This window comes from Rhizobium mongolense subsp. loessense (assembly GCF_900099775.1).
GTDB lineage: Bacteria > Pseudomonadota > Alphaproteobacteria > Rhizobiales > Rhizobiaceae > Rhizobium > Rhizobium loessense.
In genome coordinates this window covers 1-16,503 of sequence record NZ_FMTM01000016.1, presented here as the reverse complement: position 1 = coordinate 16,503, position 16,503 = coordinate 1, and the positions used below count along the sequence as shown (strand labels likewise).

General features: G+C 57.5%; 15 protein-coding genes and 1 pseudogene. 8 read left to right on the top strand and 8 right to left on the bottom strand.

The features are described 5' to 3' along the window. Positions 1–6 precede the first annotated feature (6 nt). From BLP23_RS29845 to BLP23_RS34140, 8 genes are all read right to left on the bottom strand, one after another. Entirely contained in the window at positions 7–699 is a 693-nt protein-coding gene (locus tag BLP23_RS29845; protein ID WP_092588330.1) for a VirB8 family type IV secretion system protein, read from the bottom strand. 28 nt (positions 700–727) lie between these two features. Continuing rightward, on the bottom strand, positions 728–1,753 hold the full coding sequence (locus tag BLP23_RS29840; RefSeq protein ID WP_092588329.1) for a TrbL/VirB6 family protein: 1,026 nt from the start codon (positions 1,751–1,753) through the stop codon (positions 728–730). A 216-nt stretch (positions 1,754–1,969) separates the two neighbouring features. Next, positions 1,970–2,671 carry a type IV secretion system protein gene (locus BLP23_RS29830; RefSeq protein ID WP_092588327.1) on the bottom strand — a complete coding sequence of 234 codons (702 nt, stop codon included), beginning with the start codon at positions 2,669–2,671 and terminating at the stop codon, positions 1,970–1,972. A 14-nt stretch (positions 2,672–2,685) separates the two neighbouring features. Beyond that, entirely contained in the window at positions 2,686–3,765 is a 1,080-nt protein-coding gene (locus BLP23_RS29825; protein WP_092588326.1) for a lytic transglycosylase domain-containing protein, read from the bottom strand. Beyond that, a complete protein-coding gene (locus tag BLP23_RS29820; RefSeq protein ID WP_092588325.1) occupies positions 3,762–6,176 on the bottom strand; it encodes a VirB4 family type IV secretion/conjugal transfer ATPase in 2,415 nt (804 codons plus the stop codon). The genes BLP23_RS29825 and BLP23_RS29820 overlap by 4 nt, the downstream gene beginning before the upstream one ends. 2 nt (positions 6,177–6,178) lie before the next feature. Next, positions 6,179–6,478 carry a VirB3 family type IV secretion system protein gene (locus tag BLP23_RS29815; RefSeq protein ID WP_092588408.1) on the bottom strand — a complete coding sequence of 100 codons (300 nt, stop codon included), beginning with the start codon at positions 6,476–6,478 and terminating at the stop codon, positions 6,179–6,181. Between the two features lie 2 nt (positions 6,479–6,480). Beyond that, entirely contained in the window at positions 6,481–6,816 is a 336-nt protein-coding gene (locus BLP23_RS29810; RefSeq protein WP_092588324.1) for a TrbC/VirB2 family type IV secretion system protein, read from the bottom strand. Continuing rightward, positions 6,813–7,694 carry a lytic transglycosylase domain-containing protein gene (locus tag BLP23_RS34140; protein ID WP_092588323.1) on the bottom strand — a complete coding sequence of 294 codons (882 nt, stop codon included), beginning with the start codon at positions 7,692–7,694 and terminating at the stop codon, positions 6,813–6,815. The genes BLP23_RS29810 and BLP23_RS34140 overlap by 4 nt, the downstream gene beginning before the upstream one ends. Before the next feature lie 195 nt (positions 7,695–7,889). Between BLP23_RS34140 and BLP23_RS29800 the strand changes: the two genes are divergently transcribed. The 8 genes and pseudogenes from BLP23_RS29800 to BLP23_RS29755 all read left to right on the top strand — a co-directional run. Further along, positions 7,890–8,477, top strand: coding sequence for a hypothetical protein (locus tag BLP23_RS29800; RefSeq protein ID WP_092588407.1), 588 nt, complete (start codon positions 7,890–7,892; stop codon positions 8,475–8,477). After that, complete coding sequence (locus BLP23_RS29795) at positions 8,474–9,019, top strand: thermonuclease family protein (protein WP_092588322.1); 546 nt, start codon at positions 8,474–8,476, stop codon at positions 9,017–9,019. Before BLP23_RS29800 ends, BLP23_RS29795 begins: the two co-directional genes overlap by 4 nt. Next, complete coding sequence (locus BLP23_RS29790) at positions 9,016–9,696, top strand: thermonuclease family protein (protein WP_233426859.1); 681 nt, start codon at positions 9,016–9,018, stop codon at positions 9,694–9,696. Before BLP23_RS29795 ends, BLP23_RS29790 begins: the two co-directional genes overlap by 4 nt. A gap of 14 nt (positions 9,697–9,710) precedes the next feature. Continuing rightward, the gene (locus tag BLP23_RS29785) at positions 9,711–10,259 is read left to right on the top strand and encodes a hypothetical protein (RefSeq protein WP_092588321.1); all 549 of its coding nucleotides are present in this window, start codon (positions 9,711–9,713) and stop codon (positions 10,257–10,259) included. 246 nt (positions 10,260–10,505) lie between these two features. Beyond that, positions 10,506–10,967 carry a helix-turn-helix domain-containing protein gene (locus BLP23_RS29780; RefSeq protein WP_092588320.1) on the top strand — a complete coding sequence of 154 codons (462 nt, stop codon included), beginning with the start codon at positions 10,506–10,508 and terminating at the stop codon, positions 10,965–10,967. A 291-nt stretch (positions 10,968–11,258) separates the two neighbouring features. Beyond that, positions 11,259–12,161: a nucleotidyltransferase and HEPN domain-containing protein gene (locus BLP23_RS29775; protein WP_092588319.1), complete on the top strand. Its 903-nt coding sequence runs from the start codon at positions 11,259–11,261 to the stop codon at positions 12,159–12,161. Positions 12,162–12,939: 778 nt separating this feature from the next. Beyond that, entirely contained in the window at positions 12,940–13,134 is a 195-nt protein-coding gene (locus BLP23_RS29765; RefSeq protein WP_233426858.1) for a hypothetical protein, read from the top strand. Between the two features lie 1,270 nt (positions 13,135–14,404). Then, positions 14,405–16,503: pseudogene (locus BLP23_RS29755) on the top strand (hypothetical protein); the annotation flags it as partial.

Genomic DNA, 16,503 nt, shown 5'->3' with positions numbered 1-16,503 from the left:
GTCGGGTCACTGACCGCTCCCCACCACCGTCTCCTGGTCGCGCCGATAGTCGTAGACCTGGAACCCCAATGGGTTTTCGAAGCGCCACTCGTTGGTGGCGGGCGTGTCGGTATAACGATAGCGCACCACGGCGATCCAGTGGCGGACGATCGAATCTGTGTCCGAAATCTCCGTCGTGGAGAAGCGCACAATGCCGGTGCTGTTGTTGGGGAAGGTCACGGACGCGATCTCGGTCATGACGCGTGTGTTGCGGCCATAGGTCTTTGCCGGGTTCGTCGGATTGGTCTTGCTGTAGAGGTCCTGTAGCTCTCTGGCTGCATTACCCGTCGAGAGCAGAGCTGCGATCCCGAAATTCTGCTCGATGGCATAAGGATCGTAGCCTTCGCGGGCACGGATGTAGCGGACGATGTTCGCCTGGGTGATTGCCTGCTGTTCGGTGAGGGTGACGGGCCGCGTGAGTCCAGTCTTCACCTCGACATAGCCGGTGTTCTTGTCGACTTCGACAATATAGGGCTCGAAGCTTTTGAGCGGTACCAGCATGACAAGGGCGATCAGGCTGAGCAACGTGATCGTGCCGAAGATCATCGTCACGAACCAGGCAAGCGCTCGCGATCGTTTCGCTCGTCGGACGATCTCCTGCTCCCAGATGTCTCCACTCTGATAATAGGTTCGTAGATCAAGGTCTTTGACGTCAGCCATATTCTCTCATCTTCTCGAAAATCACTGCTCAAGTCGGGTTACCCTGTTGGGATATTCTGCTTTGCATGGCTGATTTGACCGCGGATCCGTCATCGTCTCCGTCGCCGCGGAACCGGTTGCGCAGCCTTTCACCGACGCGATAGGCCGCTTGCCCCGCACGAATAGTCCCGCTTCCGGTCGCACGCGGGGTGCGGACGCCGATGAAATGGGAGATCTTTGTTGCCGCATTCCCGACGCCGGAAGCAGTGCCGCCGGCAATCCCTTGGCCGATCGACTGGATGTAGAGCATGACGAAGCCGCCGGCGATGCACAGCAGCAGGAAGCCGGCGATATCGGCAAGTGTCAGGGTCCTCGAGCCGCTGGCCGCATTGATCTTCGACAGCTCGGGGTTCATGGCTGCGATGAGGAAGGCGGCGATCACGTAGATGAACAGCGGGATCAGCGCATAGGTCAGCACCTGGTTGAACCAGCCGACACCATAGCGGCGGCTTCGATCGAACAGAAAACAGGAAACAAAAATCGGTGCGGTGCCGATCAGCACCCACAGCATCACCTTGGCAAGGATCAGGATGGCAAGCGCCACAGCGATGAACACACCGGCGCCAACCATGATTAGGACTCCAATCATGCTGGGGAGGATCGAAAAATAGCCCGACTGCTCCGCGAAGACTGAGGCCGCCTGATTGGCCGTTTGCCAGATCATCGACATGCCATTGGTGGGCTCGGTAATGCCGGTTCCGGAGGCAGCCAAAATCGCCCGGCCGACATCTTCCGGCGTGTCGTTGATCCAATGATAGACGAAGTTATTGAAGTTGCCCCAGGAGCTGACGAGGACCAGGATCATCACCATGCGGACGATGCGTAGCACGATCTCGCCAACGCCTAGGCGCGCTGTGCCCATCACGAGCTGCAGACCGTACCAGGCGACGTAGACGACCAGCATCAACCGCAAAAGCGGCAGTATCTCGTTGCCGACGATCGTATAGGCCTGCTCCGAAAAACTCGCGCCGGAGTTCTCGATGCGCTCGAGAAGATCGCCGAGGAAATCCTGCATCTTACTCTTGTGCCTCCTGAACGCCGATCGCGACGAACGCCGCTGCCGGATCGTTGACGGCTCGCATCGGTCCGCATTCGCGCCTGGGGTCCTCGGCTAAGGACATCAGGTTTGTCGGCCGCTTGCAGGGCGCTGTTTTCGCTTTGACGGTCCCGCAGGCTGTCGCCGCAAGGGACAGCGCTGCGACCAGGAGCAAACCAGGGATTCGCTGCATCGTCAGTTCCCGTAGGTAAGCGTCTTCTTGGTGTTGGAGATATCGGTGAGGCGGCGCTGGTTTTCGGCCTGCAACGAGGTGACGGCACCGTTCATCACGCCGATCAGCTCGTTGAGCGTCAGCCCAGATTGCACCTGAAGCTGTGTGTTCTGGTCGATCGAGCCTTTGATATCCTGAGCAGTGCCGATCTGGGCGCCCGCCTGCTCGAACGCGCTGCGACGGCTCTCGATCGCCTGTTGAGACCCATTGATAAGAGCGGAAACGCCGAGCAAGGTGTTCACCAGTTGCTCATACGACTTGTCGCCGGAGAAACTGCTGTTCTCCTTTCCAGATAGTGACTTCACCAGTTGCAGACCGTTGATGAACGCGGTCGCCGCCTTCGTAATATCGCCGCTCATGCTGCCGAAGTTCGGCACGCCATCTTTCAGGATGCTGTCGAAGGAGGGGATTGTCGCGACGCTGAAGCCATTGCCGATGGCGAGATACTTCAGCGGGCCGGCCATGCTGCCACGATCTCCGGTGACAGCCTGCAACGTATCTTCGACCGTGGTCAGGATGTTCTTGTTGGTATCGAGGATCTGGTCGGTCGCCTCCGCCGTTTTCTTGGCGACTTCGTAGTTGGTGCGGTCGATGACCGGCACGTCGGCCAATGCAGACGCAGGAAATGCAAGCAGCGCAAGGCCGCCCCAAAGGATCGTTCTCATCTATCGATTCTCCCTCATTGAGGCTCCAGCATCAGCTGGACCTGGTTCTCATTTTCCCGTCTTTCGACACAGGCCTGTTCCTCATCGCTCCAAACAAGATTCTGGCGCGCGTCGCATGGGTGCGTGGCGTCGCTCGGCTGTTCATCATCCCTGTTAGGGGTGGCGGTGCGCGACGAGCCGGAGAGGTGGGCAGATGAGACAGCGTTTCGCGAATTGACGAGATCGGCCATCGCCCTGCCGAGCTTGATGACGTTGTTCATCATCTCGAGGTTAGCATTGCGCGCGGTGGAATTGTGGTCCCAGCTATCCTGGATGGTGCCAGTCTGCAGCTGACCGAGTTGGTGATACCAGCTTGCCACGTTGCCGAGACTGTCGCTTGTCGCCGTTGTCGCACCCATGGCATTCAGCGTTGACGATCGCATGCCGGTATAGACTGTCTCACCGCCTCCAAAGTTGAGGGGTATGCCCGATTTGTCCGATCCGCCGAAGGCGGGCAGCCAATCTCGAGTGATCGAGGCGACGTAGCCCTGTGTTTCCTTGAACGGTGGAATCCCGCCATATCTGTTCACGTTGCCGGGGCCTGAATTATAGGCCGCAAGCGCCAACGATACGTTGCCGCCGTAGCGATCCAATTGTTGCTTGTAATAGCAGGCGCCACCGCGAAGATTCTGTTCGATGTTGTTTTCGTCGACACCCAATTGCGCCGCCGTGGCGGGCATCAACTGGGCAAGGCCGGTGGCCCCGGCTGCAGATTTGGCGCAGGGGTTGAAGCGACTCTCCTGATAGACGAGAGCAAGGAACTGGTTTTCGTCGACGCCTTCCTCGCGGGCGACACGGCGCACCAGACCGGAGATTTCCGGATTGGCTTCGGCCGCGCCAACCGGATCGTTGCGCCGCCCGGGACGGTACATCGAGCAGGTGACAGAGCTATGGATCGTATAACGGCCGTGGTCGGTGTCCACGATGCTCGTCGTCGCCTCATCCCGATCCTTCCGTTCGCCGAGATTGGTGTCGTCGACGACCGGCACGTCCGCCGATGCGATAGAAGCCGAAATCACCGGCGCGAGCATTGCTGAGAGAACGGCGACCCTCATATATCGCCCTCCCAGCCGCAAAATTTTCCAAGCCATGCGGCCGGATCGTCGCCATAGATTTCGCGCAGATGCGCGCATTCCTCGATCGTCTCGTTTCGGCCCGACAGGACCTTGATCAAGTCGGGCATCACGCCGAGATCGAGCTTGGCGATGACACTGTCGTTGCCATGCTTAATCAGGAATGCCCGCTTCTCCGGCGGCGTGGTGCGGATGAAGTTGAATTCCTTCGCTGTCAGGCCGAACCGGTGGATGTAGCTTTCCTCGTCGGCGCGCGGATTGGGGAAATGGATATTGGTCGCCGACTGCTCGATCAGTGTGTGAGCCGCAGTTGAGCGCGCGATGTCGGCCGCCGATTGGGTCCCGAAGCCGACGATGCCGTTCAGCTTGCGGATCGTCTTCATCTTGTCGACGATGAAGTCGCTGAATATCGGATCCCTCAAAAGCCGCCATCCCTCATCCATGAAGATCATGACCGGGGTGCCGTCGAACAGCTCATTCAGACGATGATAGATGTACATGAGCGCCGGGCTGCGCACCTCGTCATTGTCGAGGATGCTGGTCATGTCGAAGCCGAAGGCCGCGCGCCCGGAGAAAGAAAGCACGTCATGGGAGGCGTTGAAGAGCCAGGCCTTCTCGCCTTCGATCCAGGGTCGGAGGCGCGAATGAAGATCGTTTGGACCGGCACGTGATCGACCGGTCAGCAGGCCTGCGAGATTGGAAAGGTTGCGCTGGGAGGACGGCTCCTGCATCAACCTGACGACGGCGCGTTCGAGGATATCTTCCTCTTGCCTGTCAAAGCCGGTTCCGTCGCCCCGACGTAGCATGGTCTTCAGCAACCGCAGCAGGAACTCGCGGTTCTCACCGGTATTTTCGAGCTGCAGAGGATTGAAGCCGGTCGGCGTACCCGGCGACAGAACCTCGTAGGCGCCGTTGATCGCGCGAATGAAGATTTCCGCACCACGATCCTTATCGAAGAAAACCGCTTTCGGACTTGGCCGCACGCGAAATGCCTGGGCAAGCAGGAAGGTCAGCGCCACCGTTTTGCCGGAACCGGTCGGACCAGTGACCAGAAAATGCCCGATGTCGCGTTGGTGGAAGTTGAACCAATAGGGCGTCTGGCTGGTCGTTTCGAGGATGGTGATGGGACTACCCCAATGCAGGGCGTCTCTCTGGCCCGACGCGAAATTGTGCATCGACGACAAGCCTGAAAAGTTGGCGCTCGACAGCATGGCCTTGCGGGCGATGTAGGCATGGTTCCCCGGCAACTGCGCCCAAAAGGACGCCTCGAGGTTCAAATCTTCCCGCAGCCAGTTGATGTTCATGTCGGTGAGGCAGGCGCCAAGGTCGGAGACCGCCTTGTTCACCCCCTCGAGATCCCGCGACAGGCAGAGCAGCGACAGATGATGGAATCCGAAAATGGCTTCCTGGTTGAGAAGGCTGTTCAGCGCAAAGTCGATATCGTTCTCGACATCGCTGCCGGCTTCATCCGATGCGCCGATCTGGCGTTTCAGGCGCGAAATGCGTTCCTGGGCGATCGGCTTGTCGGCAATCGTGAAGGATTGGGTGAGGATGAATTCGTGATTGACCTGCAGGAGCCCGTCCAGCATGCCCGGCCCTGTAAATGGCGGATACTCCTTTATCGAAACTATGGCGCCGAAGCGGTTGTCCTCAGGGACAGCTCCTTGTGCCTGCAGCGTCCGCCGTGAAAAATGCAGCCGCGAGGTGCCGACATAGTTGGCAAGCTCCATGCGCGGCAGCCGCATGCCGCGCTGTAGGCCGCAGGTGAGAACCATGTTCAGGAATTCGCATGGCTCGGAATAAGGTTCGCCCTTCCGGTAGGCTATTCCGAGGGTGCGGGCGCCGTATTTGCTGAGGTCGCGGGCAAGGCTGTCGGTCAGCTCCTCGAGCTCGGTCGTTGCCTCTCGAAGCTGTTCGTCGTGTGCGGCGCGGCCGGCGGCTTTGTTCAGGAAGCGCCGAACGCCATCACCGGCGGCCAGTGCGCCGCGCAATCCTGACCGCAGGACCGTCAGGTAGATCTCATTGGTGAACATCCGCTTGTGGCCAAGCGCCGTCATATAGCGCCGGTCGACCACCTCGCAGAAGGGATCTTCGAAATCTCCGTCCATGACTGTGTCGACCTGCCGACGGATGACTGTCGACCACAAGGAGAACCGGCTCGATCCAAGCGCCCGGATCATGGTGTTTTGGACCACCGAGCGCATGTTGAGCTCGGCCTGGTCTTCCGTCTGGAAGAAGAGCCCATCCAGTTTTAGGACCGTCATCACGGCGCCACTCTCAAGCCGAAGGATGGAATCAGCGACATGCCTGAGATAGGGTATATGACTTGCCATTGGCCGTTCTCGATGACCGACAGATCCAAAGCCGAGCTCTTCGCGGATCACCTTCAGCATCGTCACGGCCCGTAGGAGTTGGCGCCCCAGAACGTCTTGTTGGGCGTTCGGGGTGTCAGCCGTGTAGCCACCTGCAGGACATCGAGGATCCGGGCGTCCCAGGCGCAAAGGGTGAAAAGCGTCATATAGGTGACGGGTGCGGTCAGAAACGCCCAGATCGTATTCGACGCCAGCCAGGCAATGATCGTCAGCCCGAGCATGATCACGCCGGCGAGATAGGGCACGCCCCACAGTGTCGGTGAACGCGTTAGGCCGATGACCAATGGTGTGAGGGCGGGCTTCTCCGGGTTCTGGGTGATCATGCTCATGACCCCACGATCGCAATCAGGGAATCGACGATTCCAGGACCTCCGAAAACAAGTCCGATGCCGAGAGCAATACCCCCGGCCAGAAACCAGCTAAGTCGGCCTACCCAGGCCAGAAATCCCATCGACATCACGGCGATGATTGCGCAGAGGCGCCCGAACGGGCCGGTGATGAAATCGACGATAGCCTGAAAGATGGCTTGAAGGGGCGCGAATGCCTGGCCGAGTTCCTGTGCGTATGCCCAATCGGCCGAAATCAGCTGCGCAACGGCCGCCAGACCAATGACAAGAAGTCGGCGGCGTTGAATATGGGGTGAACGAATGGCTTGCTTCATTTCCTGTTTCCTCTTGCATGTCGGAATTTCATGACGCCGCCGACGAAGCGGGCGACGGACGTGCGGCCGATGACACCGCTGTCCACGGATCGCTGTGCGGATTTGTCTGGAGCCGTGCGAGCTTCCGGAGCACGTAGCCCGAGCTGGAAATTCAGGATCTCTGCCAGGTAGCTGACGGTTTCCGCATAGGGCGGAATACCGTCATGATCTCGGACGGCCTGGGCGCCGGCGTTGTAGGCGGCGGCCGCGAGTAGCGGGTTCTGAAATTCGTCCAGAAGTGCTCGCAGGTGACGGATGCCGCCATCGACATTGGCGACAGGATCGCAGACGTCGCTCACGCCGAGTTCTCTTGTCGTCCCCGGCATCAACTGCATGGGACCACGGGCGCCCTTCGAGCTATTGCGGACACGGTCGAAGCGGCTTTCCGCCCAGGCAACGGCGGTGGCGAAGCCAGGATCAACGCCACGTGCACGCGCCGACCGCTCGATAATCTCAATGATCTTGTCCACAGGTACGGGTGAAACCGGGCACGGCGCTTTTGGCAAAACATACCCATTATTGTTCTCGCTAGGGTTTCGTGTGGGCGACTCGACAGAACCTCTTTCGTCGACATCACGGTCCGCTGTTAGATATCTAATATTATTCTCACCAGCAGTCGCCGGGGTCGGCAGGACGGAGCCATTGGCATCCAGGTAAAAAATCGAAGTGTTCGCCTTTTCCGACGGATTCGGAACGTTCGACGCCTTATGGGCGCTGCGGTCTCTTGCGGTGAAAAGCCTTTGTATATCAAACTGTTGCGCATTTTTCGCTGCGGCAGGATCGCACGCTGCGAGTACCGCGTAGGTCACTATCGCCAGGTTTTTGAGCAGACGTTGCATCTATCGAAACTCGCTTCAATTCCCAGGTGCGAACCGCTAGGTGGAACGATGGGTGATGATTGTCGATTGCGAAAGTTTACCGTATATGATATCTCGTACATCAAAGAAAGCGAGTCGAAAAGAGGAAAAATGCAACTCCCGCTTACGAAAACAGATATCAAATACGGACATGTTCTATTTTCGGATGCGAGTTGGATGTCGCTGCTCATGGCGCTGATGGCCGGATCGGCTGAGGCGGCGGGTTCAGTCAACGGCGACTACATCCGCTCGCTCGCCGCACCCGGAAAGACGGTCCTCGTCGTCGAGTACTACGATGGACAGAAGTCCGTGGCGGCGCGAAAGGGCTACGTGTCTGCCAACGGGTTCCAGGCGACATCCTCGACGGATTTCAAGGTGGACGACAAGACCTCGCTGCACTTGTTCGGGCTTGAGCCCTGCCGGGGCGAGATGGTCAATCGAACCGAAGGCTTCAGCGGGCGATGCGATGACTTCGCAAGGGAACAGCTCTCGATAAAGCTGAAGGCGGCAAAGGTTCTCTATTGCCGCGCTTTTCTTTCGGAAGAGAACGCGGCCATAAAGGACGTGACCTGTTTCGGCTATTACAATTATCCCGGTACGCTCGATACGGTCGATAATCTCGAAGAGCAGCTTGTCTCGCTTGGCGCTTTACGGCTTTCCAAGAAAACGGATGGCTCGCCGACGCGGCCGGACCTTGTTGAGGCCGAGAAGATTGGCCGCGGTGGCTTTGGCATGTGGGCAGATCCACGGGTGCAGGGCCAATGAGCGGGACGGGCGGTATCACGGTTGGCCTGATCCTGGCGATGAAAGCGTCGACAGCGTTCGCCGCGCCGGCGGGATATTTCGATCTGGGAGCGCGTGCCGTCCTGGAGACCGGTGATACCTGGTCGATGAATGGCCATCGCTACCGGCTCTATGGCGTACAGTCCTGCCTTCGCGGCACGACCTTCACCAACAATGCCGGCAAAAGCCACGATTGCGGCGACGCATCGCTTTCCGTGCTCGCCGCCTTCATCAAGGACACGCATCCGGCCTGCGCGCCAATCGCGGAGAATTCCGCTGTCACCTACGTCGTTTGTTTTGCGGTGGTTGCCGGCCAGCGTCTCGATCTCGGGACGATGATGATATCCGAGGGCTATGCCTTTGCGGCCCTCGACGCCGATGGCCTGCCGGTCAATCCCGCTTATTCCGTCGCCGAACAGCAGGCGAGGGCACGCAGGTCAGGACTTTGGCATTTTTCCGATGTCCAGCACCCCTCGATCCTTCTCGGACGCGCAGCGAGCGGTATCCAGGAGGGCGGGCAATGAGGAATTTAGCAGCCAGTCTGATGGTGGTTTCGGGGCTCGGCAGCCTTCAAGCGGCAGGCGCTGATCTTCCGCGCGACGACCGCTACAGCATGGGCCCCGCTATTGTCACCCTTCAGCCAGCGATCAAGGGGCGGGTATCGATCATTAGCGGCGACACGCTGTGGTTTCCCGAATTTGGCCGGAGAGTTCACTTGGAAGGCATCGATGCTTGCGCCTTGCCGCAATGGACATTCGATCCATCGATCAAGCAAGCGGCATCCTCACCTTCACCTGTTCCATGTGGTCCGCTCGCCAGGGCCTGGCTCAAGCGCGCTGTCGGCACGGCGATCGTCACCTGCCAGCCGATCAGTCACGCCGGCCTTGACGATCTGTCGGGGAGATGTTCGGCGCGGGGGCGCGACCTGGGACTGGAGATGCTGCGGGTCGGGTGGGCTACGATCGGTTTGAAGGGGTCCGCCAACTCACAATACATCGCCGCTCAGCGCCACGCCCGGTCCGCGCATTACGGTCTCTGGGGCACCTACGCCCTTGGCATGGACGAATGGCAACGCAAGGCAATCGATCGCACCACGAAGCGCCGCCCGCTGGCCGACTGGAATCTCCTCTCAGACCGGGAGCAGGAGATCACGCCGCCGTTCGCCGACTGGCGCAATAGACCGCGACGAAGCGACCGATAGGAAAGGGCACGAGGATGAGACTGGTTCTGGCATTTGCTTTCATGTTCGGTTTCTCGCTGCCATTGACACCAGCCGAAGCGAGTGAATGGGGTTGCGAGGTTCTGCTGTGCGCCGCCTCCAACAATCCGTCCTGGCAGGGTGTGCAAAGTTGCCATCCGTCCATGGAGCGGTTGATCTCGGCGATGAAGCGGCCCGGCTTTTCATGGCCCCCGTGCCCCGAGGGAGGGGCGGGAAAACCCGGCTATCAAAAATATGCTGACTGCCCGGCCGGATGGATACCAAGCGCCGGAGAGCGAGATTTTGATCATGGTCACGCCAGAGAGCTGTCTCGCTGCAGCCGCGTCGTCGATCGGTGCAGCGGTCGCAACTTTCGGCCACGGTATGGCTCGGGCAATGATCGCGTCGTCATCGATGGAAAAATCACGCGCGTCTACTCCGGCAACAATTCATGTCGTTACATCGAGTTTTCGGCGCGGCCCCTGCGTGACAAGCCTTACTATTTCGACATTAAGGAGGACAATTCAGGCAAGGAAACCCGACATTTCTTTAATCTGCGGAAGTAAGCGCCCGCGTAGGTCGAATTCGACGACGTTGTAACCCGCTGGTGGCTGCCCGCGTTTTCAAATCGGTGCCATCCACCAGGTGCATGAGACCCGGTCCATGAGCTCCATCCATCCACACATGGTTTTGCGTATGCCGCCATCGACGCGAAAGCGGCAATCGCGAGATTGATTTCCCTGAGCGGGGGGTTGCGGTGAATCTGCCTTCAAGTGATAAGAACCTTGGCTTGAGGCGCTTAGAGCACATAGATGACCACGAAAACTGAGAAATACATCGAAAGCGCGGGTCTTGTTGAGACGCGTGATCCCGAAATCGGGAACCCAATCTACCGACGACCTAGTTTCGATGGTCCTCCTGAACTGGGTGAAATGGACAACCAGATCGGCGAAGCATTGCGTGCGGCGCGCGAGAGACGGGGGCTGACGCGGCCCGAACTCGCGCCGCTCCTCGGTCTCACCACACAGGTTTACGGGCGATACGAGCGTGGCGAATCGAAGATGCACGTGACTCGTCTGGTGCACCTGAGCGAGCTGTTGGATTTCTCACCGTTCGATCTGCTCTTTGCTGCCGCGCCACATTTGTGGGGGAAGTCTAAAGAGGAAGCGGAACTGCGCCACCGTTTAATGAAGCACATTGAGGAACTTCCTTTGGACAAAGCTAAGCTGCTCCTCGGCGTGGTCGAGGCCTTCTTATCGACTGCGCGTTCCTGAAGTTGGAATCGGAGCTAACTCCACTTCTGCGCGTACGCTGACGACGGAGCGAGATTCCCGCCGCCTTGGGGCGCTGCCAATGCTGGTGTGAATAAGAATGGGCAAGGCGTTGAGACCGGTATCGAGCAGATGTGTATCTCGGGCGGCTAGTACGTCGGAGAAGAGGGGCGATATCGTGCACTGGAAATATCACGAACCGGCCAGGTTCATGCCATTTCCCTTCAGAAATTGGGGTGGTGCGCAGGTCAGTGGATGCGCTAAGTTATTGATTCAGTGGGAGTTTTACCCTTGATGAAGTCGAGCCTCGATCATTTGCCGGAAAAGAAGCAGCGCGAACTGGCGCGCATTGTCGAGATCATTCACGAGGAATTTGAGGACGCGTTGAAGGGAGGGGAGGCGGAGTTCAAGAAGAAGGGCCGCATCTGGAAGATTATCCTCTTTGGATCTTACGCCCGCGGCACCTGGGTTGATGAACCGCATACAAAGAAAGGATATCGCTCGGATTACGACCTCCTCATCATCGTCAATACGAGGAAGCTGACGGACCCCGAGTATTGGTACGCTACCAAGGACCGTTTGATGCGTGACCGAGGCATTAAAACGCCGGTTACTCCCATCGTCCACTCGCGCCGTGAAGTAGGGGACGCGCTTCACCAGGGCCAGTATTTCTTCTCCGACATTCGGAAGGAAGGCATCGTTCTGTTCGAGGTCGATATCAAAGAACTTCCTCTTGCAAAGACGCCCAGCCCTGAAGCGGCCTACGAAAATGCGAAGCTATATTTCGAGGACAGGCTGTCCGATGCCCGAGCTTTCTTAAAAGGCGGCAAATTTTACCTTTCTGAGAAAGACTTGAGGCAAGCCGCTTTTTCGCTCCATCAGGCGTTGGAACTTGCCTATTCAGGCCTCCTTCTGGTTTTTTCGAATTACAGTCCCGCCTCGCATAACCTGAACGAACTTCGTGGTCTCGCAGAACAAAAGCTAGAGGGCCTATCTGAGCTCTGGCCGCATGATCGTCGTCGATACTCGGCTTGGTTCAATACGCTCAACGAGGCTTACGTTAAAGCGCGGTACTCGCACCACTATAGCATTTCAGGAGAAGCGCTAACCTGGCTTCTGGCACGCACAAGCGAGGTGATTGACTATATCGACGTCGCCTGCAGAGCACACATTTCCGAGCTTTCAAACGGCCGGTGAATCTGAACACCCTGCCCTTTCTTGCCGTCAGACTACTCACTTCCGATAAACGTTACTTATCGATGGTCAAGATGCCACCAAAAAATGCGCAGGCATGGCAGAAGTAATGGGGTATATCATTTCTGGTTAATGCTTCGTTTACTATGAATTCAGTGTGTTAAGATCTTCGGACATTGCCCATTCAGGCCCAGCTGCGGTCGATTTCGGACGCCGGCATCGCGTTGTCGCGTCTCGACGAGCGCATTGCCGGCTCGGCGGTCGGGCAGGGCTGGATCGGACGATCGCACTTCCGACGCTTGCGGCTCGCTGTGGATCGACGGCGAGCTCGTGCATCTCGAAGACCTGGTGCTGCACGACGCCACCCGCGACATCCGCACCCCGACCCACGAACTGACCATCGCCCGCGACGTTTTGCGAACCCGCCGGCGCATCAGTGTGCAGCCAGCCGGTTGGGCGCTGTCGGCTCACGGTTTGCGCAGTTTTGCGAGGTACCGGGATTGCCGACGACGGTGCGATTGCTGCTCCCGAGAACTCCGCAACGGCCGACGGTGAGCTCAGCAAAGATGCGGACGGAAGAGGGGGAGGGGAACGACGGTGATGACAGGTACCAGCCCACTCGACACCGAGTTTGCCGCCATCGATGCGGTGCTGGCCCGATCGGAAGCGGCCATCGAACAGGTAAGGCAGCCCGGCCCCGCCAAAAGCGGCCAGCGAAAAAGATCCGCTGGTCTATGATCTCGACTGGGACGAGGATGCCCGGCTCGACGAATGGCGCGGCGTGTTGCGGCAAGCGCAAGATCTGCCGGCGGTGCGCTGCGGGCGATCGTCTCGCTCGATGCCTGGAACGTATTGGCGGTGCTGCAGCATGGCAGCGTGGTTCGGCCGGCTGCTGGCCGCTTCGATCCTGCGCCAGGCCGGCGTCACCACCGCAGCCCGTCTCCAAATTGGGTTGACAATGGACCCGGTCGGCTAGCCGTGCTTCTGCGGTAGGAAATGAGGTTCTGGCACTCCGGGCTATTTTGGGGTCCTGTTCAGCCTTTCGGCCCAGGCTCACAGCTTCGGACGCAGTATCTGGGCACGGCTGGCAGGTTCTCAATGCCTGGGGACGCAAGGCCCAGAGCGCTATGACGGTTGTGCTCTGGAGGAATTTGCAGCCCGCGATGACGATAATGATGTCGGCGACGACCACTCCCAGCGCCGCCTGTTCGCCTGGGCCTTCTCGGTCTACAACAGCTCACGGTGGAGGACTTCACGCTTCCCGCCGCTCCGATCCTGTTGGGGGAGTCGATGCAACCTTAGAATATAAATTTTTACAGGCCGCAGAAAAAATGCTACTTGCAAAATATTAAATATTCCTTTAATTGAAGATTGTGGTTGCATTATATTGAGTGGGGGGAGAAAAACCGAACCGAACTTGAATAATATTTTGAATCGCCTCATTAATTCGAGGCGCATGAGGAATTTTACTTATATGTTTCTGAAATAGAGATATTTTATTAGAAATAATATTCGAGTATATGTATATATATTTCGAGTCAAACAGAATAATGAGTAACAAAAAATACTATATGCAGAATTATTAATATGCAGGCTCCGACATGCCGACCGACGACTTGTCGTTCGACAGTGTTTCTGTGGTGCATTCCAATAGCATGAGCGACGGCGAATAACCGACTCGAAGGGCGCATCTCCATTCTCAAGCGTGTTGGCCGGCCTCGAGAATCCACTAGACAGGCTGAACAGTGGCGGCGGCGCTGGTCCTCCATTACTTTACCGTCCGGATGTTTTACAGCCGGCCTTGCGTTGGCAATCTGGAGATTATCGATGCGTTGCGTTCCGCCAGCGAAACACTTTCTTATAGCGCTCATGGTTTCGAGCACGCTTTCCGCGACCTGGGGCACAAATGCGGGCGCTCAAACAGTGGAGCGTGGCAGATGTTCTAAGGAAGTAGCAGATATAGTCGCAACGATCGACGCTTTGATGTTCCAAGCGAAGCCATCTATAAGGGGATATACTAAGCTTCTGCGAGAAAAATTGCCGAACGGCCCGTGCGACGTCGATGCAATTAGAACAATTGTAAAGCAATCCCCCCATTTCCATTGGCATAAAGTTCTAAAAAGTGGGGAAATGTTCCGGTTATCTAGTAAGTATTTGGTATCAGACTTTTGGATCGATTTAAATACCAGAGAAATCCCAAGCAAAGGTATCAACGTTCGTGTAAAGAAGGATGAGGTGGATTTCCTATGAGTGAACGTATTTTGGTTACTTATAGCTATATTGGCGGTACGGGTTCGAACTATCACTTGGCTCTCCACTACATCACGCCCACCGGCCACCATGTACTGCAAGGCGGCCCAGATATTCCCGGAATGGAATTATTGGATCTCATTAACGAAGAGATCTATTCGGACTCGAATACAGACTCTCCATGGGGCCGCATCATCATCAGGTCTGATGACCTACTACTAGGCAACGACATCTACGATGGCGTTCCCGCCGTAGAGGTTGTCGAGGGAATCGACCTCAGCGACATTTGGAATCTAATGCAACAAGCCGTCGATTTGATTGAGGCGGTCGGATATGAATATCGTCCGCTAAGCCAGAACAGCAACACATTGGTGAGGAGTCTTCTCGAGACGGTGGGATTGAATCTTCCAAACCCAGAAGGTTACCCCATACCGGGTGCGCACAACACACTTCAGGATCCTCTTAACCCACCGGCGAACGCATGTCTTGCGCCGCCGTGGCCCTCGACCGGCAGCCCGATGACTGCTCCGCCGATTTCCCCACTTGTCCTGGATCTTGACGGTGATGGCATCGAACTCACCAACATCGAGGGCTCAAATGTCTATTTCGATCTTGATGCCGATGGCTTCGCCGAACGGACGGGCTGGATAACTGGCGGAGATGGTACGCTCGCCTACGATGCAAACGGCAATGGGCGGATCGATGATATCAACGAATTATTTGGAAACGCCACGACAGATGGATTCACGTTGCTGCGCCCGTTCGACTCGAACAATGACGGCATCATAAGCGCATCCGATGATCAATTTGACGAACTGCGAGTGTGGGTCGATTCTAACGCCAACGGGACCACCGACGATGGCGAACTTAGATCGTTAGCCGACCACCAAATCGCGTCTATTCAGGTCAATGCTCAAGCTGTAAATCAGACGATCGAGGGAAATAGCATAAGCCACGTTGCTTCTTACCAACGCGAGGACGGGTCGACGGCCGAGATTGTTGACGTTTGGTATGCTAACGATCAGATGGCGTCCTACAAGATTATTCCGGATGGATTCGTGTTCGACCCTGAAGCGCTTAAGCTACCCGACTTGAAGGGCTGGGGTGATGTAGCCGATCTCCAATACGCGATGACGTTGGACACTGATCTCAGGGTCGCCGTGAAGGATCTGGTGCTGAACGGGGCTCAGCACGATCCCGCCTCTTTTCGTGCGGCGTTCGAGGCAGTGCTGGCAGAGTGGACAGGCACAGCGGACATCGAGCCTGACTCCCGTGGCGCCTACATGGACGCACAGCACCTCGCTGTCCTAGAGGCATTTTACGGCTTTCAATACCGCCAATTGGCGGGGACCAATGCCGGCACGCCCGACCCTGGTCCGAACGCTGCAGTTGAGTTGGAGGCTCTCTATCAAGACGCGGTCAGCTGCATGTTTACTCACTTCGCTTCTCAATTGGCGGTGAGTAGCCGAAATTTCGGGGCGACAATTGATGATCTTCTCGAGATGCCATGGCTTGCGCTAGGGGCACTCCACTACAACAAGGAGACAGATCGCGTCACGGGCGCCCTTGATACCGTTGCAGCGCTGGCATCAATGCTAGCGCCAGACGACTATGCCGGAAAAATCCGCATGATCGCCTCGCTCATTCCGTATCTTGAGGGGGTGCGGCTTGATCTCTACGGAGGTGATCAAGCATCCTACTCCGCAGCTTTCGACGCCGCATTCGCGGCCTTCGGTGACCAGCGACTGATTTCAATTTCATGTGACATCGCAGCCGGTACACGCCAACTAGTGCAAGGTACCGTTGGCGACGACGTGCTCAGTGCACAAGCTGGCTACGGAGCTGTGTTCATAGGCAGCGGCGGGAACGACGCGATTAACGGAGCGAATGGCAACGACACTTATGTCTATGATCGTGGCGACGGTGCCGACACGATCACCGAGGCGGCCAACGCCGGCATTGACGACCGGCTGGTCCTTGGCGACATCAACCCGTCCGACGTGACCCTGGTGCGCAACGGCAACGACGTGACGATCGTCATCGCCGAGAGCGCGGCAGGGGCCGGGGATGGCGGCTCGGTGCTGCTGAAGAACAA